The organism is Laceyella putida (assembly GCF_042665195.1).
Lineage (GTDB): Bacteria > Bacillota > Bacilli > Thermoactinomycetales > Thermoactinomycetaceae > Laceyella > Laceyella putida.
Window position 1 is genome coordinate 21,399 of sequence record NZ_JBHTBW010000057.1, and the last position, 24,755, is coordinate 46,153.

At 50.5% G+C, this 24,755-nt stretch carries 19 protein-coding genes, 2 pseudogenes and 1 riboswitch; of the genes and pseudogenes, 16 read left to right on the forward strand and 5 right to left on the reverse strand.

From position 1 onward, the window contains the following. The first annotated feature begins 209 nt into the window (after positions 1–209). The 4 genes from ACFQNG_RS16095 to ACFQNG_RS16110 all read left to right on the forward strand — a co-directional run bounded on the left by ACFQNG_RS16095 (position 210) and on the right by ACFQNG_RS16110 (position 3,116). Positions 210–623: a DoxX family protein gene (locus ACFQNG_RS16095; RefSeq protein WP_379866593.1), complete on the forward strand. Its 414-nt coding sequence runs from the start codon at positions 210–212 to the stop codon at positions 621–623. A gap of 489 nt (positions 624–1,112) precedes the next feature. Further along, on the forward strand, positions 1,113–1,523 hold the full coding sequence (locus ACFQNG_RS16100; protein WP_379866594.1) for a VOC family protein: 411 nt from the start codon (positions 1,113–1,115) through the stop codon (positions 1,521–1,523). Between the two features lie 4 nt (positions 1,524–1,527). Beyond that, entirely contained in the window at positions 1,528–2,541 is a 1,014-nt protein-coding gene (locus ACFQNG_RS16105; RefSeq protein ID WP_379866595.1) for an aldose 1-epimerase, read from the forward strand. A 155-nt stretch (positions 2,542–2,696) separates the two neighbouring features. Further along, positions 2,697–3,116 (forward strand): YugN family protein, encoded by a 420-nt coding sequence (locus tag ACFQNG_RS16110; RefSeq protein ID WP_379866596.1) that lies wholly within the window; start codon positions 2,697–2,699, stop codon positions 3,114–3,116. Between the two features lie 102 nt (positions 3,117–3,218). On the opposite strand, the gene ACFQNG_RS16115 is transcribed toward ACFQNG_RS16110, so the two are convergent. Further along, a complete protein-coding gene (locus ACFQNG_RS16115) occupies positions 3,219–4,151 on the reverse strand; it encodes a CobW family GTP-binding protein (protein ID WP_379866597.1) in 933 nt (310 codons plus the stop codon). A gap of 68 nt (positions 4,152–4,219) precedes the next feature. Between ACFQNG_RS16115 and ACFQNG_RS16120 the strand changes: the two genes are divergently transcribed. Continuing rightward, the gene (locus tag ACFQNG_RS16120; RefSeq protein ID WP_379866599.1) at positions 4,220–4,381 is read left to right on the forward strand and encodes a hypothetical protein; all 162 of its coding nucleotides are present in this window, start codon (positions 4,220–4,222) and stop codon (positions 4,379–4,381) included. Between the two features lie 267 nt (positions 4,382–4,648). Then, positions 4,649–5,974, forward strand: coding sequence for a 6-phospho-beta-glucosidase (locus tag ACFQNG_RS16125; protein WP_379866600.1), 1,326 nt, complete (start codon positions 4,649–4,651; stop codon positions 5,972–5,974). Between the two features lie 200 nt (positions 5,975–6,174). Here the strand turns inward: ACFQNG_RS16125 and ACFQNG_RS16130 are convergent, their stop codons facing one another. Beyond that, entirely contained in the window at positions 6,175–6,795 is a 621-nt protein-coding gene (locus ACFQNG_RS16130) for a TetR/AcrR family transcriptional regulator (protein ID WP_379866601.1), read from the reverse strand. Between the two features lie 953 nt (positions 6,796–7,748). On the opposite strand from ACFQNG_RS16130, the gene ACFQNG_RS16135 reads away from it, so the two are divergent. Then, the gene (locus tag ACFQNG_RS16135; RefSeq protein WP_379866603.1) at positions 7,749–8,555 is read left to right on the forward strand and encodes a nucleotidyltransferase domain-containing protein; all 807 of its coding nucleotides are present in this window, start codon (positions 7,749–7,751) and stop codon (positions 8,553–8,555) included. Positions 8,556–8,716: 161 nt separating this feature from the next. On the opposite strand, the gene ACFQNG_RS16140 is transcribed toward ACFQNG_RS16135, so the two are convergent. Continuing rightward, a complete protein-coding gene (locus ACFQNG_RS16140; RefSeq protein WP_379866604.1) occupies positions 8,717–9,481 on the reverse strand; it encodes a DUF3800 domain-containing protein in 765 nt (254 codons plus the stop codon). Between the two features lie 217 nt (positions 9,482–9,698). Between ACFQNG_RS16140 and ACFQNG_RS16145 the strand changes: the two genes are divergently transcribed. Continuing rightward, the gene (locus ACFQNG_RS16145; protein WP_379866606.1) at positions 9,699–10,409 is read left to right on the forward strand and encodes a ThuA domain-containing protein; all 711 of its coding nucleotides are present in this window, start codon (positions 9,699–9,701) and stop codon (positions 10,407–10,409) included. 40 nt (positions 10,410–10,449) lie between these two features. Here ACFQNG_RS16145 and ACFQNG_RS16150 read toward each other — a convergent pair whose 3' ends face one another. Together ACFQNG_RS16150 and ACFQNG_RS16155 are read right to left on the reverse strand one after the other, a co-directional pair. Continuing rightward, entirely contained in the window at positions 10,450–11,199 is a 750-nt protein-coding gene (locus ACFQNG_RS16150; protein ID WP_379866609.1) for a YqjF family protein, read from the reverse strand. A 71-nt stretch (positions 11,200–11,270) separates the two neighbouring features. Further along, a complete protein-coding gene (locus ACFQNG_RS16155) occupies positions 11,271–11,885 on the reverse strand; it encodes a YczE/YyaS/YitT family protein (RefSeq protein WP_379866610.1) in 615 nt (204 codons plus the stop codon). Positions 11,886–12,001: 116 nt separating this feature from the next. On the opposite strand from ACFQNG_RS16155, the gene ACFQNG_RS16160 reads away from it, so the two are divergent. From ACFQNG_RS16160 to ACFQNG_RS16195, 8 genes and pseudogenes are all read left to right on the forward strand, one after another. Next, entirely contained in the window at positions 12,002–12,433 is a 432-nt protein-coding gene (locus tag ACFQNG_RS16160) for a hypothetical protein (protein WP_379866611.1), read from the forward strand. A 271-nt stretch (positions 12,434–12,704) separates the two neighbouring features. Then, positions 12,705–13,010, forward strand: coding sequence for a hypothetical protein (locus ACFQNG_RS16165; RefSeq protein WP_379866613.1), 306 nt, complete (start codon positions 12,705–12,707; stop codon positions 13,008–13,010). Between the two features lie 3 nt (positions 13,011–13,013). Continuing rightward, positions 13,014–13,244, forward strand: a complete 231-nt coding sequence (locus tag ACFQNG_RS16170) for a hypothetical protein (protein WP_379866614.1) — start codon at positions 13,014–13,016, stop codon at positions 13,242–13,244. 7 nt (positions 13,245–13,251) lie between these two features. After that, complete coding sequence (locus tag ACFQNG_RS16175; protein WP_379866615.1) at positions 13,252–13,548, forward strand: hypothetical protein; 297 nt, start codon at positions 13,252–13,254, stop codon at positions 13,546–13,548. Between the two features lie 179 nt (positions 13,549–13,727). Beyond that, entirely contained in the window at positions 13,728–14,108 is a 381-nt protein-coding gene (locus ACFQNG_RS16180; RefSeq protein WP_379866617.1) for a DoxX family protein, read from the forward strand. Positions 14,109–14,577: 469 nt separating this feature from the next. Continuing rightward, a riboswitch (SAM riboswitch) is annotated at positions 14,578–14,687 on the forward strand. 63 nt (positions 14,688–14,750) lie between these two features. Beyond that, positions 14,751–16,064: pseudogene (locus ACFQNG_RS16185) on the forward strand (homocysteine synthase). A gap of 48 nt (positions 16,065–16,112) precedes the next feature. Beyond that, positions 16,113–17,082 (forward strand): annotated as a pseudogene (gene metA, locus ACFQNG_RS16190) (homoserine O-acetyltransferase MetA). Positions 17,083–17,631: 549 nt separating this feature from the next. Next, a partial coding sequence (locus ACFQNG_RS16195) for a DNRLRE domain-containing protein (protein ID WP_379866619.1) occupies positions 17,632–24,755 on the forward strand: 7,124 nt, incomplete at its 3' end.

Genomic DNA, 24,755 nt, shown 5'->3' on the forward strand with positions numbered 1-24,755 from the left:
GATCATCATCAAGGTTAGGTGGCATAGCATGGATATTTGTATAAACCGTGAATATGAGCGGCTTTTTGTGAAGGGGAACTGGAAAAATACGGAATCAGACCATCCCCTGTTGACTTTATTATGTTACTATTTTATACTAGCTTACGAAAAGTAATTTTATTATGTTTATCTAATGGATCATTATTCAACTAAAGAAAGGGTGTTATCAAGTGAACACAAGAGCAGAAGTGAGCGCACTCATTTTGCGGCTTGTCTTGGGCTTTACCTTTATGTTGCACGGCATCGTCAAGTTTACCGCCATGGGGATCGGCAATGTGGCCGGTTGGTTTGCGAGCATGGGGATTCCCAGTTTCATGGCGTATGTGGTGGCCATCATTGAGTTGGTGGGTGGGATCGCGATGATTCTGGGTCTGGGAACACGCATTGTCGCTTTCCTGTTTGCATGCGTCATGGTGGGCGCCATTGTCACAGTCAAGTGGTCTGCCGGTTTCATGGGGAATGGCCAAGCGGCCGGATTTGAGTTTGACGTGGCGCTGTTGGCGATGTCCGTCTCGTTGATCCTGACGGGAAGCAGACGGTGGGCGTTGGATGCCTTTTTTGGGAAAGAAGAAGATTTTCGTTAAGAGTGAGCAATGGATGGACGCTCTTCCCTAAAGCCGGGGAAGGGCGTTTCTGTTTGAATTGTTTCAATTGTTGGCGAAAGGATGTTTTAATATAATAAGAATGACATGCTCATATCAGCGATGTCGATTTGCCACATATAGGTTGTGGATGGAGGCGGATTTTGAGTCTGCGTTCCATGTTCGCTTCGTCTGATGGAGGCTCCGTCGCCCGTTTCTCTCCTTCGTTCGGCTTCTCCGCTTTGATCAAATGCTCCCATTCACTGCGCTGTCACCCACAGGGTACAGGCAAAACCGCCTGCCATTTACCGGCTAATCCACTCCTGGGATCATATCGCTGGCATTTTTCGCGGGATGGGCAATGTCTGGTTACTAAAGTGAGCGCTTACATTTGACATATAAGGTAGAGCCAACTTTTCGGGTGATTGGCAGGTGGACGGGAAGTGAGCTCCAAAATCAACCTTAATTATTTTTAAAAAGAAGGCGAGATCCTTGATCCGATACGAAGCCATTCACCATGTCAGCGTGGCGGTGACGGACTTGAAGAAGGCCAAAGCTTTTTATGGCAGTGTGTTGGGTTTGGAAGAGATCGACCGGCCCCCGTTTGATTTCCCGGGTGCGTGGTACCAAGTGGGGAACCAACAGATCCACCTGATCGTTCATGAACCGGCGGTCACACGAAGGAAAACCACCGCACTGGACACCAGGGATGGCCATGTTGCCCTCAGGGTGAAAGATGATCGCGCGACGGCGGCGTGGCTAAAGCAACAAGGCGTGGAGATCCTCGAAAAGCCGAACAGCACCAGCGGTTTCGCGCAAATCTTTTGTTGCGACCCCGATGGCAACCTGATTGAACTCCATGTGGACCAAGCGGATCTAAATAACAAGCAGAAGGGCATGTGAAACAATGGCAGAACAACAAGCGAAAGGCATCAGGGAAGTTTTGTTTCATGGGGTGAAAGGCATTGAGCTCTATGTCCATCCCTATGCGGCGGTGGTGTTGCCGGAGGTGGGAGGCAATCTGGTTTCCTTCCGCGATGTGGAGCGGGAGTATGCCTTTATCCGCGAACCGCAGGCGGAAGAGATGGCACTTTTTGCGGAATGCCCGCTGTTGCATGGAATTCCTGTGCTTTTTCCACCCAACCGTTATGAAGACGGCGCGTTTCAGGTGGCCGGTCAGGCGTACCGACTCCCCATTACCGAACCGGCCCACCACAATCACATCCACGGTTTCTTTTTTAAGGCGCCATGGGGGGTGAGTCAGGTCGGGGAAACGGACTCCTCCGTTTTTGTGGAATTGGTGCAATCGGTGGACAAGCAAGCGAAAACGTATGCCCATTTCCCGCACCTTTTTGAGATTCGCATCCGTTATGCACTGTCGACGCAAGGCCTGGAACAACATGTGGCGGTCACAAACCAAGGCTCTGACGCGATGCCATGCATGTTGGGCTTCCACACTTCCATCAGCGCGCCATTTGCCAAGCATAGCACGATGGACGATATGCGGGTTTCCTTGACGATCGGCGAGCGGATCGAACTGTCCGGGCGCATGTTGCCGACCGGAAACACGGTTCCCTTGCAACCGGAGGAACGGTTGCTCAAGCAAGCGGGCGTTTCCCCGTTCTTCGCTGAGCTGGATCATCATTATTCGGCCGAACCGCAAGCCGGAAGCAACCGCATGGTGTTGACCGATCTCAAAGAACAGGTGCGGTTCATTTACGATGCCGGGACGAAGTATCGTTTTTGGATGATGTACAACGGGGATGCCAAGAGCGGGTTTTTCTGTCCGGAGCCGCAAACCAACATGGTGAATGCGCCCAATGTGCCGTTGTCCGCCGAACAAACCGGACTGGTTCTGCTTGAGCCGGGTGAAACCTGGAGTGAGACTTCCCGTTTCTTTGTGGAGGAGGGGATTGAGTAAACGTCCCATCGTCCAAGACGGGTCCGTCGCAAGCTGTGATGTGGGATCTAGGGGGCGAAGTGTCTGTCGGGGGGAATGCTGACCAAGCATGGATGAGGTATCGGATTCACGCGCATACTAGGAAAGGAAAATTTGTGCAGATGGGAGCTTCATTCATGATACCGATTGATTCAACCGTCGAAGGGATCCAACTCACTTTGGGCAAATGCCAGTCCATCCTGTCACCGGAAGGGTTTGACCTTGGTGGGGGTTATCAGTATGACCACGGTTATTTTGACCATGCTTTGGACTGGGAGGAAGAACACGGTCATCGTTATTACCTGCGCATCCCCGTGTATGCCGTTTCAGGGGACATCGAAATGGGGCGGGAGGAAACTCTTGTCACCTTGGGCAAACCGTTTGTCATCAAACATGAGTTTCGCACCGGGAATGATCCGTCCGGTGACATTGGCGTAATCAGTGCCGCCGTCAACCAGTTCAGCAAACCGATTCCCACGGGTGACGCGGAAATCGACCAGCGCTGGATCAAACGGGCGCGCCAATTGATTGCGCGGATCGAACCCAAATTGACATAAGATGAACGCGCAATACTTGAAAGCCCAGGCGGTATCGCCTGGGCTCTTGCGTTTGCCATGGAAATGCCCCGCGTCCTGCATGCGACAGGCCGCTTGCCGCCATTACAGTTTGGCCAACTGCTCTTTCCATTCCGCTTCCGGCAACGCCTCTCCAATGAAGACAACGGTAAAGGGGTAAGGGAATGGCTCCTCGGTGAATATCGGCATGCCATACGCATATTGGAACAAAAAAGTTTGTCGGGGGTTGTCTAGAAAGCGCATATACCCTTTGGCGCGATAGAGCGTATCGGGCGTTGCGCGGAGCCATTCTGCAAATTTGGCGCGGTCAATCGGTCCATCCCATGTATAGGCAAAGGTGCGGACATGCAAGTGATCCGCGGCGTGGGCTTGCTGGTGTGCCTCTGTTTGACGGAAGGAGATCTGTCGCCCCGTTTGGTCATAGAGAAGGGATAGGTCAAAGCGCGCAAAGTCGGTCACGACCCGTTCCGCTTGTTCATTGCATTGGGCGAGATCAGACAGCAAGGCGGCTTTCTCCTCCTCAGCCACTTCGCTGGCTTTGTTGATGACCAAAAAGTCGGAGAAACGCACCTGTTCCTCCAAGAGACGTTTTAACCGGATGCTGAGCCGATCGCGATCACGCCAGCGGGGGAGGTCCACTGTGGTGACAATTTTGCAGGTTTTAAGCTGTTTGGCCAGAAGCGGTGTGACACAAGCTTCCAACACTTCGACCGGATGGGCGGCACCGGTGGCTTCGATATAAATGACATCCGGTGCGTATTGCTGGCACAAGCTTGTCAGTTGCTGTGTCAGTTGTGCCTGGATCGTGCAGCAGATGCATCCGTTTAACAGTTCTTTCAAGGGGGTGTCTTGCGGCAGGATGCGCGAATCGACGGAGAGATTGCCAAGTTCGTTCATCAAGACGGCCGCTTTGCGCCCGCGTTCTTTTTCCCTGGCTAACAGCCGGGTCAAGAGGGTGGTTTTGCCGCTTCCCAGAAACCCGCTTAAAATATAGATTTCTGTTGATGTCGTTTTCATAAGTGTTCACCTCAAAATGAGACGTTCCGATCAGGATCATTCTACCATGTTGGTCGGCAAGGAGGTTGGTGACTTTAGGCACCTGGTTTTGTGATGTGAGACCGGAGCAAGCGCCGGCATTGATTGAATGGGTACGGACGGGCGGGGGATATGATGAGCATGTGAGTCATGTGTATGAGCAAGAGCGGTTTGTCAGGAAAGGGCGGGCGCCGATCGGGGTGAAAAAGTGAGGAACCACTCCACTGCATGTAAACACCAGAGCCTGAAGCGAAAGGTACTTGAAGATTTTAATCGCCGTCAGAAACGTTGTGGGGCGGGCATTCAAATCCCCCCTCCACTGCTTGAAGGGATGGGAAAGCATAAAGCGGTTGTTTTCTTTTACATTGAAATGGGAGAAGTGTTTCATTTATGATGAAAACAAGATCAGGAAAACGTTTTCCCGATCTTACGCACGCATGGGATGGAAAGGGAATTGGCCAGTGGGAAGGGGACACATCATGCGAAATGGTTTGAAGATTGCGACCATCGGTGGCGGTTCAAGCTATACCCCAGAATTGATTGAAGGCTTTATCAAACGTCATCATGAATTGCCTGTTAGCGAAATTTGGCTGGTCGATGTGGAAGAGGGGAAAGAAAAATTGGACATCGTCGGCAATTTGGCCAAACGGATGGTGGAAAAGGCCGGGGTGCCGATTGCGGTCCACTTGACATTGGATCGGCGCGAGGCCTTGCGGGATGCCGATTTTGTCACCACGCAGTTTCGCGTCGGAGGCTTGGCGGCGCGGATGAAGGATGAAGCCATCCCTTTGAAATATGACGTGATCGGGCAAGAGACCAATGGCCCGGGTGGGCTGTTCAAGGCGTTGCGCACCATTCCCGTGATCTTGGATATCTGCAAAGAGATGGAAGAGTTGTGTCCCCAAGCATGGTTGATCAATTTCACCAACCCGGCGGGGATCGTCACAGAAGCCGTACTGCGGTACAGCCCTGTCAAAAAAGTGATCGGCTTGTGCAACGGCCCGATCGGGATCACCATGGGGATCGCCGACCAGCTCGGGGTGGAGCCTGAACGGGTGCGCATCGATTTTGCCGGATTGAACCATATGTCATATGGCTTGAAAACAACCCTTGATGGGAAGGACATCTCCGAGCGGGTGATCGCGATGCTGGCAGGTTGGGAAAGGGATGGCATCACCGCGAAGAACATTGCCGATGTCGGCTGGGTGCCGGAGTTTGTGGAGGCGTTGGGTGTGATTCCTTGCGGGTACCACCGCTATTACTACCAAACGAGCACCATGCTGGCCAAAATCAAGGAAGAAACGGAGCGGTCCGGGACCCGTGCGGAAGTGGTCAAGCGCTTGGAAGATGAATTGTTTGAGTTGTATCAAGATCCTGACTTGAACGTCAAACCGAAACAATTGGAAAGGCGCGGCGGCGCTTACTACAGTGAAGCGGCGGTGCAATTGATTCACTCCATCCACACCGACAAACGGGATATCCAAGTGGTCAATACCCGCAACAATGGGGCCATTGCCAGCATCCCGGACGATTCGGCGGTGGAAGTGAGCTGCATCATCACCAAAGAAGGCCCCCGTCCGCTCACTATGGGCGACCTCCCTGTTCCCGTCCGCGGACTGGTTCAGCAGATCAAATCGTTTGAGCGCGTCACCATCGATGCGGCGGTGACGGGTGACTACCGGACCGCGCTCTTGGCGATGACGATCAATCCATTGGTTCATTCCGACACCGTCGCCAAACTGATTTTGGATGAAATGCTCGAAGCGCATCGGGCTCACTTGCCGCAGTTTTTTGGAGTCAGTTGATGGCTGAAAAACGGATTCGCCAAAACAACCCCACCTTCTGGACGGATTCCGTCGGAAGGTGGGGTTGCCTTTTAATGGTTCACATTCAGTTCTGGTTTCTTCACTGCGGCTTTGTTCGCTTTATCCGCTTTTGCCCGCGGATATCCGATCAGGATGGCGATGATTGCGCATACGCCGATCAACAGCGGATAAATGTTGTATTAATCGGTCGTACGAGTAATTGCGTGGCTACGTGGCGATCGAATTTGTAACAGCTCAACAAATACTTTTAATATCTCCTTAATATCAATCCGATCATCAATGTAATGTTGCACATTGTATCCGTTAAACAATGCCATTCCCGCAGTCGCCAGCGTTCTTGCATCAAGTGGACTGCCAATGAGCCCCTCTTTCTTCATGGCTTCAAACAACCGAGTGAGGTCTGTTCGCCACTCTTCCATCTGCTTGGTTAACTCTTGTTGCACTTGCGGTAAGTACTGACAAGTCATTGCGGAATGAAGAAGAACGGCGGAAAACCCCTTTTCATATACCTTGACCACCATATCAACGGAAAACTTGATAAACTCATCAACCAAGTCCCGGTTTTCTTGGGTCAAAAGTTCCCGCAAATCCTCAAAATAAAAGCTAATCCCATCCTGGAGAACCTTCATCAAGAAAGCCTCTTTGGTTGGGAAGTGAGCGTAGAATGCACCTTTGGAAAGTCCCGCTGCCTTTACAATCTGATCGACACTGGTGTTGCTGTATCCATACTTGGAAAATAAGACAATGCCAGCGTTCATCAGCTTTTGAATCGTACGTTCCGTCATCTCCTGTTGTTTCATGTAACTCTCCTGTTTTGTGAAATTTTGCAATTTACATATTGATTATAACATAAAGAATAAACAAAATGAATGTGTACCAACTAGTCGGTTTCATATGGCTGACCAGAGTCAGGTAGCCATATTGGAATAGGAGATGATTGTATGAAGAAAGCACTCTCTGTATTCGGGTCATTGACGATGTCGATGGTGGTTCTGTTTGGGTTTAGTGGAAGTTCGTTTGCAAGTACTGAACATGTTACTTTACGTCGGGGGGCTACAGTAAATTATTCGTACGCAAATTACTTGAATGCAGGTAACTACAACTATATTAGCGTCTCGAATACTGGACATCGTACAATCTATTACAGATTGTATAATGAACGAACAGGGAGAATCATGAAGGATGGTTATTTAGGAGGATATGCTGATACAGGAACTATTCGTGTTGGAGGAACTCCAGATAATTATATACTCATGTTAAAATGTACCACTGGTAGGACAGTATACAAAGATTGTAATGCAGAAGGATATCTATGGGATGAATAGGGTTAACCTTTCTGCCTATTGTAAAATCGACTAGTCGCTTTTTAGAACTGTGTGTTTGATGCGTTACAAGCATATGGTTGCGCAACCAGGTCTCCAAACTTAATGGACTTTTCTTGTTGTTCAGGATTTATAGCCATTTCTCCATCCAAAAGATGGTTTTGAAAAGCACTGGTCGCACAAGAAATTCCGGTTCGACTTGCGCCGTGGATTCAACTTCATTACGGCAACTACCGCATCGCACGTCTACCCCTCCTCTCATAAGTCAGTTTTGCACCCTCCGCCTCTCTCGATAAGAGATGATCTTTTTTATTCCATTTTCGATGAAGTTTTCATATCTTGTCGATTGCATTATGCCATATTAAAATGATCGTGATTCAATGTCGAGCGTTTAGTGGTTGTCATGTTTTGGATGAAAGGAGCCAATGAAGTTGACAGTCGATCATCAACAGATTTTAAAAGAATTGAAAAATATCGAAGAAGAACAGGGGGTCAAGATTTTGTACGCCTGCGAATCGGGGAGTCGGGCGTGGGGCTTCCCTTCCCGGGATAGCGACTATGATGTGCGGTTTATCTATATCCATCCTGTCGATTGGTATTTATCCATCAACGACAAGCGGGATGTGATTGAACGTCCGATTCACGACATGCTCGACATCAACGGATGGGAGTTGCGCAAAGCGCTCAGGCTCTTCCGCAAGTCCAATCCGCCGTTATTGGAATGGCTCCGTTCGCCGATTCAATATCATGAAGCGTATTCCGTGGCGGGGCAACTTCGCCAATTGGCTGCGGCGATGTTTTCCCCGCGCGCCTGCATGTTCCATTACCTGCATATGGGGAAGGGAAATTTCCGGGGTTATCTGCAAGGGGAACAAGTGAAAATCAAGAAATATTTTTATGTGCTGCGACCCATTTTGGGCTGTTTGTGGATTGAAAAACACAAGACGATGCCGCCGATGGAATTTGAACGGTTGGTGGATGAACTCATCCCGGCCGGCAGCCTGTTGCATGCGGATATCTTGGACCTGTTGGCCCGCAAAAAAGCGGGTGAAGAACTGGATTTGGAAGCGAAAGTGGAGAGCATCCACGCTTTCTTGGAAGAGAAAATCGATTACTTGGAAGAAGTGGCCAGGCAGATGCCGGTTTCTGATACGCATCTGACGGAACGGTTGGACGAACTCTTTCGGTCGGCCTTAATTGAAGTGTGGGGCAGTCTGGACCATTTGGCGGGGAAATAAGAATACCTTTGGGCGGCAAATTACAGTATAATAAAGATATTGGAAGAATATACTGGATACATCGGCGCCACTATTTCCCGAAACCATGACTGCTCGGTCGTGCGGAAATCATTGTGCGGGACGAACATCCTGACACAAGATAGGGAATGGGGCGCCGGTTTTCATCTTTTGAAACAAAAGAGATTAAACCCTTCGCTCTCATGCCGCGCATGGCAGTCAAGCAAAGAGAAGCCGAGTTTCGCTTCGAGGTATTCCACCACAGCCCGCTTGGGACTGCGGGAATGATTGGCGACCGCCTTGTCATAGTGGCCATTGCGCACATAAGCGATCGCTCCCGCAAGGACATCGGCCAACTGCAATGGCGCTTGGGAGCCGTCCCGTGACTCTACGCGGCGCACCACGACCAGGGGATAGGCCAGTTTCATTTTTTCATTGGCGCTGGGGGCATGTCGCTGAATGAGCTTGACATAATCGGCGGCCATCTTGCGGTTCAAGTAATATTCCAAATCCTGCAGCCGCCCGGGCACCGAATTGCTTTTGCGGTCAAGGAAAATATCATAATGGTTGTCAGGGGTTAACCATTTGTAAATCAACCAGAAAAACATCTTGTAAAAATGGGTTTCCTTGTTGTCATCCGCTTTCACGTTCCGTTTGTTGGACATGTCGACGATCAGCGCGCGAAACTGCATATTTCCTTGTTTCATGTGTTTGATGAACAGATCGATCAAGCGAAAGTACGCTTCACGATGGTACTTTTTCATCTCATTCCAGTGAAATTCGCGATGAAATCCCAGTTGTTGCCGCAATTGCTCGACGTCCCGCGCAATCTCCTCATTGGCGGCTTCGTGTTCCCAAATCGTGCCCAACACCATGTATTTGTGCGCGTTCTGACTACTTTCATCTCCCCAAATCGTGATTAGGCTCAAGATGATCGGCTCCGTTTCTGAGTTTCTATATTGATTATATATTCTTCCTGTCGTTATTTGAATAATCTATCTATTCCTGCGCATCCATTTATCGGCGCTTTCTTTGCTATAATTTTTTTGAAAGTGTTTTCAAATGGGCGGGGATTGCCGCCTCTTTTTTTGTCCGGCCTTCTTTTGAACAGGCTTCAAGCGAACCCATGCGGAAAGGAACGATTCCATGATCAGAGTAACGATTTGGAATGAATTCAGACATGAGAAACAACACCAAAAAGTGAGAGAAATCTATCCAGAAGGCTTGCATGCGCCGATTGCCGATTATTTGGCGAAGCGGGAGATGGAGGTCACCACGGCCACGCTGGATGAGCCGGAGCATGGTTTGACGGAAGAAGTCCTGGCCCGTACCGATGTCTTGATCTGGTGGGGCCACATCGCGCATCATGAGGTGGAGGACGCCATCGTTGAGCGGGTCAAACAACGTGTCCTGGAAGGAATGGGCTTGATCGTGTTGCATTCGGGCCACTTCTCCAAAATCTTTAAGAGCTTGATGGGCACTTCCTGTGATTTGAAATGGCGCGAAGCGGGAGACAAAGAACGGTTATGGGTTGTCAATCCCGGCCATCCGATTGTGGAAGGCATTGGCGAGTACATAGAGTTGGAGCGCGAAGAGATGTATGGGGAGTACTTTGACATTCCAGAGCCGGATGAATTGATCATGGTCAGCTGGTTCACTGGCGGGGAAGTGTTCCGCAGTGCCTGCACCTTCACCCGTGGCGCGGGGAAAATCTTCTACTTCCGGCCCGGTCATGAGACCCACCCAACCTACTATAACGAGCAAGTGTTGCGTATCATCGCCAATGGCGTGCGCTGGGCCAAGCCGACGCATGTGGCGAAACGGAATTTCGGCAATGCGCAACCCTTGGAAAAGTGAATGGAGCCATGACGCCCGCCCCGGTTGATGGAGAGGGGCGTCATGTCTGTGTGGGGCCGGTTTTCAGGCGAATAAACGGCCAGATATGGGCGGTCACCGCTGTGGCAAAGTGGCAGAGCGGACTCCCGGCCAAGGCGGGAAGCTGAATGGCGGCGGGAAGGGTGTTTTCATCAATAAAGCCTTCCGCTTGTTGCAAGGGCCAAGGTTTGTGGCGGATATCTCCGCGGTAGAGCGCGCCACGGTGCGCCAGATATTGCGAATAGCGGCTGGTCAACCAATGGGCAAGCGTGCCGGGTGCGGCGTGAAATGATGGCGAAACCGTTCGCATGCTCGCCTGAAACCGGGCCGCGGGAGCGAAGGAAGCGGAACGGTTGCAGGTGAGCAAAGTGTTGTCCCCCTGTGGGGTTAGTTGCAACCGGGCCGGAAGGTAGGGCAGGTGGAAAAGCAACCGCGCCCCCATCGCGTTCAGCCAGCGACTGACATCACAACTGAAGAAGTAGACACCCGGTTCTCCGTCATAAGTGACATAAGTGCGCAGATTCAATTGCAGATAGGAAGAGATGCCAGGCATTGGCGGAAGAAAGCGAAACCGTTCGCCACAAACCCGGAAGGCCACGACGCTGATCCAGGCGCTATCGCCATAGGTATCGATCTCCAAGCTGGAGGGGATCTCCGGGCGCAAACAAGAGGCGGTGACGGGCCAATGGGCAAACCAAACGTCTGTCAGCGTCTGGGACATCAGCCAAGGTCGGGGTGGGTTGGGTGGAGGTGGTTGAAGTGGATGGTTCATCACAGGCGGTCTCCTTCTTTTTCCGGTTTGTACTCCTTAGTATGACGAGGTACGGCCGCGCCCATGCGCGCTTAAGATCGCGTCCGAATGTGGGTGAAGAGGAGGCGTTCCACCTTGGGAATGAAGAATTGGATGATCGGACCGCACAGAAAGGTATAAATCACCGTTCCCAACCCCAGCGGACCTTGCATCAAGAGGGCCAAGAGCAGAACACTCCCATCGATCACCGTTTTGGATGCGGTGAGGCTGATCGCATAGCGTTGGGTCAGGATATACATCAAGTGGTCCGCCGGTGTAAGGGCATACTTGCTTTGCACATAGATGGAGATGCCGGTGGTGGCAAGCAGAAAACCTCCCCAGAACGTCAGCACTTTCCAGAGGAGTTGAGTGGGGTGGAAGTCCAACACGCTTAACCAGAAGTCAATGCAAAATCCCAGGATGAAAATGGTCAACAACGAGAGGAAGTTGGGCCCCCGCTTCAACAGGTGCGCATTCAACAAGGTGATCAGCACGCCGCACGTGATCACCCAAGAACCGACGGTAAAGCCGAACCACTCCGACATCGCCACAAAAAAGCCATTCCATGCGTCCGCCCCCAACTCAGACCGCAGGATCATGGAAATGCCCAAAGATTTTATGATCAACCCGCAGATATAAGAGCAACTTCTGGTCAATGGTTTATCCATCATTTAACCAACCTTACTGAGAGATTTGTATCAATATATGTGTACAAGTCGTCGGGCAGAAGCGAAAGTTGCGGGAAGGTCATAAACATGATACGGATTCGCATGGGAGGGATTGGATGGGGAAGCCGATGAGAATCACACAGTTTGTCTATGGATTGATTTTTTTCTTGGCGGGATTGAATGGATGGGCTGTGTTTTTTGGCTTTTCGCCGTTTTTGCCGACAAGTCCCGAAGTGATGGCGTTTTTTCGGTATCCTTATCTGTTGTTCACCGAGAAATCGGTTGAGGTGGCAGCCGGCCTGCTGTTGATGTGCAACCGGTGGGTGCCGCTGGCCTTGAACATGCTGGCTCCCATTGTGGTGAACATTTTGCTGTTCCATCTGTTTGTCGACGCTTCGTTGTTGCCGTTGGCCATCTTGATGGCGGCGGGCGAGGCCGTCCTGCTGTGGGCTTGCCGGGATGCGTTTCAAGGGATGCTGGCCCCGACGCATAAGAAAATCCGTATTTTGGCCCTGAACAGCCTTCAGGGCTGTTTTTTTGTGCAATAAAACACCACGGCCACGTGATGTTTATAATAGTGTCATTATCCTGATTCATTTAACGGCTGATCTTTAAATGCGAGGGGTGCAACGAAACGAGACGTTTCCTTTTTGGCGCGCGATGGAAAACCCGGAATTTCAACAGCTAAGTTAAGATGGAAAATAATTGAAAAATCCCTCTTTCTGAATTATAATTCAAGTGTGAAACATATCATATTCGTTATTTCTTTTATTGTTGCAACATAAGTATCGCAATTTCAAAAAAAGAGGAGGATTTTCAGTGTTTATGCTGCATCTGCAAGGCAAGGTTGCACACGTGTTGCCGTTTGTGGGGGAGTTGCAACAGAAGCCGCATGTGTCGGTTGTGGAAGCGGAGATGGAAAGGGAAGGGGATCAGGTGGAACTGTCGCTGATGGTTGACCATCAGCCGAGGAAGCGCGTGCGGATCCTCCGACTGCATACCGAATCGGGGCAAGTGGTTTCCATTCCGTTGTTGGATATGATGCAGGTGGAGTGGGAAGAGGGGAAGCATCTTTTCTGCGGACGGTCGTTTGACATTTTCGGATCATCGGGCGGGGGAGGGTAAGGCATGGCGGAAATCTGTTTCTGGTATGATCGGGAAAAAGCGCGCTTGGTGGTCCGTCATTGCGCCAGTGGAGAAAAGCGCGTGATTCATAAACTGCAGCGGATGACTTGGTTTCTCCATACATATGGGATGACATTGGAAGAGGTGGCCAGGCCCCGCTATGGGGAGGATCGGCTGCATCTCTTCAAGCGGATGCAAGTGCTTGATCAGTCCGAAGGGTCGAAAGAGGAGTGAAGGCAAGGTGTTGTTGGTCTCGGCGGTGCTCACTATCCTAGGGGGCTTGGGTTCCGTGTATTATGTGGAATTTTTGGGCAGATGGGTGGAAGAAGAGCGGGTGGGCAAGAAGGAAGTGAGCCTCAGTGTGTTGGTGGGATTGTGCTTCCATTTCATTGTGGTGGCCATCGGTTTGGGATTGCAAGCGGCGGGGTCCGTCCGCCCGGAATCGGTGCTGTGGATTTATCATGGCGGTGTGATGCTGTCACTGTGCGCCAGTGCCGGGGTGGTCATTTGGTTGCGGTTGCGCGGGAAATGGAGTTGACAACGGCGATCGGGCAAGTGGCCCAACCGACGGTCCCGCGGATGGGTTTCTCCGGTTAATGTTTGTTCACAATTTGGTCACAGGCGGTTAAGAAAGATTTAATCTCTGTTTATCCGGTGTTTATGGCTGTGCGCTAAGATTTGACATGGATGCGAGATCGAAAGGAGAGACAAAGAAGAATGAAATTGGAAGCAGCTTACGGTCCATTGTTCCTGCGGATTGGACTGGGTCTGATCTTTATCGTTCATGGTGCGCAGAAGTTGATGGGCATGGAACAGACCATCGGCTTTTTCGGCAGCGTCGGAATTCCCGCCGCCTCCCTCACCGCGTATGTCGTGGCCGGTGTGGAAGTGCTGATCGGCATTGCCTTTATCCTGGGTCTGTTCACTTCCATCGCCTCGGTTTTGGCCGCAGTGGTGATGGCGGGAGCCATTTTGTTTGTGAAAGGATCGAAAGGGTTCGCCGGAGGGTATGAGTTTGACCTGTTGATCCTGCTCACGGCCTTATCCCTGCTCTTCACGGGGCCCGGGGCGCTCAGGATGCCCATCGGCAAGAACTGAGTCATCGTTTCCCTCTCCTGATGCCTGTTGAATCGACACCGCGATGGAGCCTTAAGGGTCTTGTGATCCTTGGGGCTTTTTTTGAGCTGCGAATTTTTGTTGTTTTTCAAAGTCTGTTGCTGAAGCTCATGCCATTGGGAACGGGGGTAATATTTCCACTCTCTACACTTGGGCATATCCAGCTTCGAGTGATCCTAACCGCAATTCCGCGTATGTGTCCAAAGCATCTATGGCCCTATGGTCCGTGGCAAGGGATTGGGGAGAATATTTCTTCTCTTTCCCCTTTTTTCTTATATGGGGTGGATGTAGCGAACGTCGATTTTGGCATCATCTGCCCAAGAAAGGGCGGCAAAATCGGTCGATGCTACCACTACCCGCAAATGGATGCGATGATGCACCATAAAGGAAAATAGTTGACGAACAATTCTAAATCAATTACAATAAAGTAGATCGAAATACTATGGATTTTCTCTTATCCAGAGTGGCGGAGGGACTGGCCCGATGATGCCCGGCAACCCTGGTATTTATACCGAAAGGTGCTAATTCCTGTAGGGATTTTTTGTCTCTAGAAGATAAGAGGAGGGCAATGTATATCAAAGTCTCTTCTCTGGATAAGGGGAGGAGGCTTTTTTATATCGTTGAATTTTACAATGGGAGGAAAAAAATGAGCGATCAAAAAAATTACGTCTTGAAACCATTTCGGTACACGGTGGACAGGTTCCTGATCCAACTTCTAATTCGCGCGCCGTTCCTATTTATCAAACGACGTCTTATGTTTTTAATGATGCCGAGCATGCTGCGAATTTATTTGCATTAAAGGAATTCGGAAACATTTATACACGAATTATGAACCCGACGCAAGATGTATTTGAAAAAAGGGTAGCTGAATTAGAAGGCGGTGTAGGCGCACTCGCTACTAGTTCGGGTCAATCAGCGATCACCTATTCGATTTTGAACATTGCAAAAGCGGGAGATGAAATCGTCTCATCAAGTCATTTGTATGGGGGAACGTATAACTTGTTCCGCCACACTTTGGCAAAATTGGGCATTTCGGTAAAATTCGTTGACCAAACAAATCCGGAAAATTTCCGCAACGCCATCACGGATAAAACAAAGGCAGTTTTTGCCGAAATAATCGGGAATCCCCATTTAGATGTTTTAGATATTGAAGCGGTCGCAAAAGTGGCCCATGAAGCTGGGATTCCGTTAATTGTAGACAACACCTTTGCTACTCCTTATCTTTGCCGCCCATTTGAATTTGGTGCTGACATTATTGTCCATTCTGCAACGAAGTTTATTGGAGGACATGGAACCACCATTGGCGGAATTATCGTCGATTCTGGCAAATTTGATTGGACGAACGGGAAATTTCCAGATTTGACCGAACCTGATCCAAGTTATCATGGGGTTAGTTATACGGAAGCAGTAGGATCTCTTGCCTATATCATTAAAGCTCGTGTCCAACTGCTTCGCGACCTGGGTGCTGCCATATCTCTTTTTAATTCATTCTTGTTTCTTCAAGGATTAGAAACGCTTCATCTGAGAATGCAACGCCACAGCGAAAACGCGCTAAAAGTTGCAGAATATTTGAATTAGCACGAATTGGTTGAATGGGTCAACCACCCTGGTTTAGAAAGTCATTCTTCCTTTGAAAAAGCGCAAAAATATTTGCCAAAAGGACAAGGAGCCATCTTTACCTTTGGAATTAAAGGCGGATTGGAATCTGGGAAGAAATTCATAGAAAACCTGACACTGTTTTCTCATTTAGCCAATGTGGGCGATGCGAAGTCATTGGTGATTCATCCAGCGAGCACGACTCATCAACAGCTAACCGAAGAGGAGCAAAGAGCTTCAGGGGTTACTCCTGAACTGATTCGTTTATCCATTGGTATTGAAGCGGTTGAAGACATCATTCAAGATCTGGAGCAGGCACTGGTGAAAAGTCAAAGCGTGTAGCTATGGATATGGGCTTCAACAATAAAATAAAGAAAGGGGTGAATGACAGTGCCTATCAAAATACCAGATAAGCTACCAGTAAATGAAATTCTCAATAATGAAAATATTTTTGTCATAGATGAAAGGCGTGCCTTTCATCAAGATATTCGCCCGCTTAGAATGGTTATTCTAAATTTGATGCCAACCAAAATTGAAACGGAGACACAACTCCTTCGTTTGCTCGGGAATTCACCCCTACAAATTGAAATTAGTTTCATCTATCCAACAACCCATACCTCCAAAAACACACCAGCAAAACATCTATCAACATTTTATAAAACATTTGATGAGATCAGGCATCAAAAATATGATGGAATGATTATTACAGGAGCTCCTGTAGAACACCTGGAATACGAAAAGGTGGACTACTGGGAAGAATTGAAGCGAATAATGGATTGGAAAATAAAAAATGTTACTTCAACTTTTCATATTTGTTGGGGCGCTCAGGCCGCTCTTTACCATCATTACGGTATTCCAAAGTATCCTTTAAAGGAAAAAAAAACTGTTTGGTGTGTTCCCACATACGATTACCAAGATAAATACCAAACTGCTTCGTGGCTTTGACGACTATTTCTTTGTTCCGCAATCCCGTCATACCGATATCCGCAAAGAAGATATCGAAAAAATAGGAGATTTGGAGATTTTATCTGAATCTGAAGAGGCGGGTATTTTCATTGTTATCAGTAAAAATGGTCGCCAAATATTTGTGACAGGACATGCTGAATACGACAGATTCACATTAAAGAATGAATACGATCGTGATATCAAGAGAGGCTTAGATATCAACATACCAAAAAATTATTTCCCAGATGATGATCCGACCCAAGTTCCTGTTCAAACGTGGCGAGCGCATGCGCACTTATTGTTTTCTAACTGGTTAAACTATTACGTATATCAAGAAACTCCTTATGATTTAAAAAATAGAATAATTGAGATAGAATGGGGTAATGCCCGACCCATGATATCGAGATCGTCTTGATGGAATCGCCACGGGAAAGCTGGGTATCCGGCTTGCCGGAAAGCAGTTGCGTTTGGAATATGCTGTGTGTGTATAAAGACCCCAAGCGGTTAGCCTCTATCGGGAGGGCTAACCGCTCGTTTTTCATAGGCATATCTACTCATAAGTATTCTTTAATTTTAAAAGTAATGTTACTGATTCGTGAAGACACCTCTTTTCGGATTTGGTTGACGTTTAACCATGAGATTACGAGGTGTTTTTTTCTTTTTTGATAATCAATTCCTATAAAAGGTATATAACCAACGCGCTTTTGTTAGAAAATTATAATAATTATATATTGGATATTTAAATATATATTTTATATTTTGTGTGATTGAAAATAGGGCGTAGATCATTCCCTGTTCGGAATGTTAGAAGGGAAGATGAAGTAAATCATTACCAATCATATAGTTTATCAGCTTTAAATATATTTATTTCTACTTGTCAAAAAATAGACAAATAATTATCATAAATTTGTTATGAAACAATCATATAAAAGAAATCCTTTAACTTTTATAAGGAGGAGTGCACATGAAGGTTGGCAGGTGGCTGAAGAGGATCTTCGCCTCTTTTGTTGCTTTGGCGCTTGTGGTCACCACTGTTCCGATGGATGGATTGGTAACGGAGCAGACCCAAGCGGCGCAACCCGAAAAGGTGGGGCGCAAAAAAGATGATCCACGGAAGAATGTGAAAAAGGTGCACGAGGTGAAGGAAAAGCGCACCGAAAACTCCAAAACGTGGAGAAACAACGACTTGTCCGAAACGGTGGAGATCTTTAACCATCCCGTTTTCTACCAAGAAGAAGGGAAAAAAGAATGGAAAGAGATTGACAACCGGATTGCGGCCGAAGTGAAGGACAGCAAAGAAAAGGGAGCGTTCAAGTTCCAGAATAAAGCGAATCGCTTCACTCTTCTGTTCGCAGAACGGGCGGACAAGGACCTCTTCAAGCTGAAAGAAGGCAACGACTGGCTCTCCTACTCCATCGTCGGTGCGAAGGATGCTGTAGGGAAAGTCAAAAATAAAGAGTCGGAGATCTTGTATGAGGATGTCCTGAAAGACACCGATGTGCGCATCAAGGTGCGCCATTACGGGGCCAAAGAAGACATCGTCTTCAAGAAGAAGCCCGCGTTTGACGAGATCGCCTATGAGGTGAAAACCAACTTGGTCGCGGAATTGAAGGACCAAGCGGTGATCTTCAAAGACAAGAAGGGCGGGAAAGAGGTATGGCGCTTCGAACCGCCGTATCTGCGCGATGCGCGTGACGTGGATTCTTACAAAAACAAGGTGGAATTGACGGAAGAAAAAGGGAAATACCTTGTCAAGGTCCAACTGGATCGCGCCTTTTTGGACGACGAGAAGACCGAATACCCCGTCGTATTGGACCCCACCATCAAAGTGGGCGGGACGTCGACCACCACTTCCGACGTCTATGTCAACAATGGTACATATGGCGGCAACAACCACGGCTTGGAGGACGAGCTGCGGACCGGGTACGCGCCGGATGTGGGTGACCATCGCTCGTACATCAAGTTTGGCAGCGGCATGCCGAGCCTGAATGGCGGTTTGTTGACCAACGCCAAGTTCTATATCTATAAGTTTTTTGAGCCAAGCAGTATAGATACCAGCATCCGCATTCACCGCGCGGCGGGAAGCTGGACAAGCACCAGCCTTATCTGGAACGGGCAGCCGGGTTCTAGTGGGTCCTACACGACGAAGTCTTTTCCAAGAGGGACACCAAACGGCTGGTATAACTGGGATGTGACCAGTTTGGTGAATTGGTGGTATGACAATCCGTCCCAATACCACGGACTCATCATGATCGACGATAAAGAAGCATATACCGCAACGAATAAAACGGGTACCTACCGCAAGTTCTACTCCAGTGATTACGGCACGGGCGGCCCTTACGCGCCAAGGTTGGAAGTCACTTACTCGCCAAAACCGGGCGCGCCGACAGGCACCGCCGTTGGGTTGGGCAGCGGAACTTCCCAAGGATATGTCAACTTAAGCTGGCAAGCCGTACCGGGGGCGACCGGCTACAAAGTGTGGATCTACAACGGGAAAGAATATGAAGCCTTTGACGTGGGAAACACCACCAGCTGGACATCCAAAGGCAAGAAGATTTGGCCAACTGCGGCGCAAATCGCCCAAGGGATCTACACCTTCCGGCGCGACAACACGGGAACGGAATTGGCGGATGATCCGCGCCCATTGTACACCAAAGCCTATGATGCCGCGATCCAAGCGGGGTGGACGCCGGGCAACCAATTCACGGATTACCGCACACGACTGAACTATGCGTTCCGCGTAACGGCGTACAACTCCATGGGTGAAACGGCAAAGTCTGACGCATTGGTGCAGACGATTGACGATCAGACCAAGCCGACCAAACCAGGCACGCCAACGGTGGCCAACCAGCGCAATGACCAGTTCACCATCAGCTGGCCGGCATCGTCGGACACCATCTCCGGTGTGCAGAAGTATCAAGTGTTCATGGGAACGGCGCCAGGCCAATACAACTTGGTGAATGGCGCGGAAGTCACGACGGCGAGTTACACGCACCCCACTCCGGTCGACCCGCGCACCAAATATTACTTCAAAGTTCGAGCGATCGACGGCAAAGGGAATGTCTCAGCGGACTCGACAGAAGGCTCGGAAACTGCTTACCGCCAGTTGGATGCGAGCATCGTCTCCTACTCCATTCCCAGCCCATTGGAAGTTGGGGAAGACACCAAAGTCACCATCACGGTGCGAAATGAAGGGATCGAAGCCTGGACCAAAGCGAAAAACATCATGCTGGGTTCCGTCCATGATCCTGATCATTTCACCAATGCCAACACCCGGTTGGAATTGAGCGACACCGATTCGATCGAACGGGGCCAAACGAAGACCTTTACCGTCACCTTTAACGGCGGCACCGCACCGGGCCTTTTCAACACCCAGTGGAAGATGCTGAAGGTGGGAACGGGCTGGTTTGGGGATACCTTGACCCAGGACGTTCCGGTGCTGGATACCGAACCGCCCGATGCGGCGATTGTCATCAACAACGGCAGAACGTTCACCAACAATCCGGACGTCACCTTGTCGTTGAAGGCGAAAGACTTGTCCGGCGGCGCGATCGAGCAGAAGCTGAAAAACGAAGCCGATGCCGCGTATGGGCCATATGAGCCATACACCGCGACGAAGAATTGGAGACTGTCTGACGGCAACGGGGACAAAACGGTCAGCGTCGTCTTCAAGGACGCGTCCGGCAACGAATCGACGCCGGCTTCCGCTTCGATTCAACTGGACACCAACTATCCGACGGCGGGTCTCATTTCGCCAACCGAACTGGAGTATGTCAGCAGCACCACTGACATCAAAGGTTCGGCGACGGACAGCGACCTGAAAGAATACTCCCTTTCTTACGGGGAAGGGGACAGCCCGACCAGCTGGACGGTGTTCCATACCAGCACAACGCCAGTGTCGAACGGCATTCTGGGCACCTGGAACCCGGACGGCATGAAGAGCGGCAAATATACCTTGCGCCTCGCGGTGACCGACCAAGCGGGCAACACCTCGTATGAGCAACGGTATGTGTGGATCGACCCGCTCAACCGCCGCCTCGGCACGGAAGACTTCTGGGGCATGGAAACAACCGCTTCCGGTTATGGTTCCAGCGGCGTGAACCTCTCCAACGGAAACTTGGTGTTGGGCTATGAGGACGTGGAGATTGACGGACGCCAGTTTGACCCATCGATCGGCCGCACCTACAACAGCCAAGAGCAAAGCCCGTCGCTGATCGGGGTCGGTTGGCGCTTGAGTGTGGAAGCCTCCGTCCGCGAAGAGTCGAATGGCGATGTCACCTACATCGAAGCCGACGGCTCCCGCCATCGCTTTGTAAAGAATGCGGACGGCACTTACGCCAATCCGAAGGGGATTTTCCTCAAGCTGACCAAGAACGCCGATGGCACCTTCACGTTAAGGGACATGGACCCGACCGGCATCAGCATGACCTTTAACGCGCAAGGGCAAATGACGGTGATGGCGGACAAGAACAACAACAAGTTAACCTATGTGTACACAGGCAACCAGTTAACGAAAATGGTTGACGATGTGAACCGCGAGATCACCTTTGCCTATGGCAGCAACGACCTGGTTAGCGAAATCGGCTTGTACACTGGCAACAAAGTGCAATACGTGTACAACACCAACAACTTGCTCTCCGAAGTGAAGTTTGCGGATGTGAACGGCACCGTGTACCGCGCGTTGAAGTACGAATACAACGCCGACAAGCTGTTGAGCCAAGTGACCGATCCGCGCGGCAATGTCGTGACCTACACCTACAACGGCTTGCGGATCAGTGACATTGCCAGCAAGCACACGGCGCGGGAAGCGGCGACCGGCAACGAACGGACGCCCGTCACTGTCCATGAGACATTGACCTATGACTTAAGCAAAAATGAAGTGCACCTCTTAACCAGCGGTGAAACGGTTTCGCAAGAAATGGTCTATCGCCTCAATGCGGATGGCAACTTGGTTGAGACCGTCACCGATCCGCAAGGGCTGAACATCAAGGAATCGGCAGTCTATGTGGACAACCTGGTGAAGGAATCGTTGGACGCCAAAGGCAACAAAACGACGTTTGAATACGACGCTTTGGGCAATGTGACCAAGAAGACGCTGCCCACCTTCACCGACATCGACGGCGGCACGGTCACCCCGGTTTACACCTATGAATATAAGCCAGGGACCAGCCTGCTCACCAAAGAGACCGATCCGTTGGGACGTTCCACCACCCATGATTATGACGCCAATGGCAACAAGACGCTGACGGTGGACAGCGACGGGTTCAAAACGACGTATGAATATGACCAATACGGCAACCAGACCAAAGAAACGACGGAGCGCGGCCCGCTCTACGGTTACATTCCCAACTTCAGCTTTGAAGAAGGGGACACCACCGCACTCAAAGGATGGAAAACGTCGGGCGGCTGGGCGTTTGACACTGCCAATAAGAAAAACGGCGCACGCAGTGTCAAGTTGACGGGCAACGCCAGTGTGGAAACGGATTATGTGCCGATCAAGACAGGCCGCCTGTCCGCGCGCGGACTCGCATGGGTGAAGCTCGATGCCGCTCAGGGCACCGGTGTGACGGGCGTCGTGACCTTCTATGACAGCAACAAGGCAAAGATCAGTGAAGCGTCCAGCCAAGCCGTCACCGGCACCGCCGATTGGAATCTGGTGCACATCGCCGCCGCCATCCCGGACAACGCCGCCTTTGTGACCTACAAGATCAACGCCGCAACCACGGGCGGAAGCGTTTATGTGGACAGCGTCTGGATGGAAGAAGCCAACTTGGTTGAGCGCTACAACTACAGCGCGGATGGGCTCTACTTAACATCCGATGTCGACCCGTACGGGCGTGAGACAAAGTACGAGTACGACCAAGCGGGCAACAAAGTGAAAGAAATCAACGCCCTGAACCAAATCGAACAGTTCAAGTATGATGCCGACCGCAAAGTGACGCAAGAGATCGACCGGTTGGGCAAAACGACCACCAACGAATACGACGCCAGCGGCAACCTGGTGAAGGTGACCAACCCGCTGAACCAAGTGGTGGAAACCTTCTATGATGAAAGCAACCGCGCCACCATGGTGCGCAACCCGAAAGTGACGAAAGTGATGTATGTGGGGCAAACCCCGCAAACACCGGAAGTGGTCAGCATCACGGAAGTGGACGAGTACAACGAGCTGGGCCAGAAAGTGGCGGAGAAAGACGGCAACGGCAACGTCATGTTCAACGAATATGACAAAGCGGGCCGCGTCACCAAAACGACCGACCCCCTCAAAAACGAACGCCGCTACTTCTATGATGAGAACGACAACCCGGTCAAGGAAGAAGATTGGGCGTACGACACCGCCACCAACACGCTGTACAAAAAAGGAACCATCGTTCACAAATACGACGAGTTGAACCAAGAGATTCTCGTGACCGACGCGACGGGACTGGAGAACAATTTCGTCGAGAAGAGCAAGTACGACGCCATCGGCAAAGAGATCAAGACCGTCACCGGTGCGGGATTGGTGCAGGAATTCGAATTTGACAAAGATGACGAACCGGTCTACACCAAGGAAAATACCACCCCGGTCAACGAAACCTGGGCGCTCCACGACGGGGACGGCAACTTGGCGATCGACCTCGATAAGCAAGGGGCCGAGTTCAAGATTTATGACGCCAATGAAAACCTCTTGCAAGTGGTGGACGCCGAAGGCAAGAAAACCAACTACTTCTATAACGAAGTGGGCGACAAAACGAAGCAAGTCGACCCTGATGGCACGGAGACGACCTGGGACTACGACGCCGAGGGGCAACTGACCAAAGAAACGGTCAAGCTGGTGCAACCGGACAACAGCGTCAAATACATGATCACCGAGTACCAGTATGATGAGATCGGTCAGTTGACGAAGAAAATCATGAAAGAACAGTCCGGCGACACCGTCATCACGACCAAAGAGGGCAGTCTCTTCTACGACGAATTGGGTCGCGTGGTGAAGGAAAGCTGGATCAACGAAGGCAAAAAGACGGAGACCCGTTATTACTTCGACAACAACGGCAACCAGATTTACGCCTGGCTGTATGATGAAACCACACCCGTGCCGGTGGAGAAAGACACCGACGGCGACGGCTTCCTCAACAGCGAAACCAAGTCGGTGTATGATGCCAACAACCGCCTCATCCAAGAGAGCGTGACCCATTCCGGCACGACGACCAACACTGACTACACCGACAAGAACAACACCGAAGTCGTCAAAACGCCGTTGGGCGACACCACGGTGTACCACGACGACAACGATCTCGTGAGTGAAATCGTCACGCCGATCGGCGACAGCTTCAAGTACCAATACGACAAGGATCAAAACCTGCAACGCGTCACCGCACCCGGCGTCACCACCAATCTGACCTTCAACGGCGAGAAAGTGGCGACGATGAAAGCGACCAACAACGGCGGCGCCACGGTGGTGGATCTCGGCTACACGTTCACCGACGCCGAGCAAGTGGCGCAAGTGACCGACAAAGGCGCGGTGAAGAAGAAATACACCTACACCCAGGCCGGTTACCTGGAAACGGTGGAAGCCTACGGCAAGAAACTGAAATACACGCAAGATGGTAACGGCAACGTGACCAAGGTGGAGAACCTGACCACGGGCAAAACCAAAGAAGAGCTCACCTACGCGTCCGGCAACCGCATCGCCACCCGCAAGGAATACAACGAAACGACGGGAGCCTTGCTGCGCACGACCAACTACACCTTCAACGATGAAGGCACCTTGACCAAAGCGAGCACCACCGAGGGCACCACCCAAACCGACGTGGAGTACCGCTACAACAGCGAAGACCAGCTCGTGTCCTACAGCAAAACCGTCAACGGCCAAGTGCAGAAAACCGTCACCTACGAGTATGACCCGGACGGCAACCGCACCGCCAAGACCGTCGGCAATGTCCGCTATGAATTCCAGCGCGACAGCAACGACGAGATCTTCACCATGGCCAAAGAAGTGGAAGGCGCCACCGAAACGGTCATGCACTTCTACAAAGACGACGGTGGTAGACTGCTGGGCTTGAATTACAACGGCACCAACTACTACTACCAGTTTGACAGCCGCGGTGACGT

Excerpts from the sequence above, each read along its gene's own strand:
- ACFQNG_RS16105 (WP_379866595.1), top strand. The coding sequence starts at position 1,528 with ATGGCAGAACAACAAGCGAAAGGCATCAGGGAAGTTTTGTTTCATGGG.
- ACFQNG_RS16110 (WP_379866596.1), top strand. The coding sequence starts at position 2,697 with ATGATACCGATTGATTCAACCGTCGAAGGGATCCAACTCACTTTGGGC.
- ACFQNG_RS16115 (WP_379866597.1), bottom strand. The coding sequence starts at position 4,151 with ATGAAAACGACATCAACAGAAATCTATATTTTAAGCGGGTTTCTGGGA.
- ACFQNG_RS16125 (WP_379866600.1), top strand. The coding sequence starts at position 4,649 with ATGCGAAATGGTTTGAAGATTGCGACCATCGGTGGCGGTTCAAGCTAT.
- ACFQNG_RS16130 (WP_379866601.1), bottom strand. The coding sequence starts at position 6,795 with ATGAAACAACAGGAGATGACGGAACGTACGATTCAAAAGCTGATGAAC.
- ACFQNG_RS16145 (WP_379866606.1), top strand. The coding sequence starts at position 9,699 with ATGATCAGAGTAACGATTTGGAATGAATTCAGACATGAGAAACAACAC.
- ACFQNG_RS16150 (WP_379866609.1), bottom strand. The coding sequence starts at position 11,199 with ATGAACCATCCACTTCAACCACCTCCACCCAACCCACCCCGACCTTGG.
- ACFQNG_RS16155 (WP_379866610.1), bottom strand. The coding sequence starts at position 11,885 with ATGGATAAACCATTGACCAGAAGTTGCTCTTATATCTGCGGGTTGATC.
- ACFQNG_RS16160 (WP_379866611.1), top strand. The coding sequence starts at position 12,002 with ATGGGGAAGCCGATGAGAATCACACAGTTTGTCTATGGATTGATTTTT.
- ACFQNG_RS16170 (WP_379866614.1), top strand. The coding sequence starts at position 13,014 with ATGGCGGAAATCTGTTTCTGGTATGATCGGGAAAAAGCGCGCTTGGTG.
- ACFQNG_RS16180 (WP_379866617.1), top strand. The coding sequence starts at position 13,728 with ATGAAATTGGAAGCAGCTTACGGTCCATTGTTCCTGCGGATTGGACTG.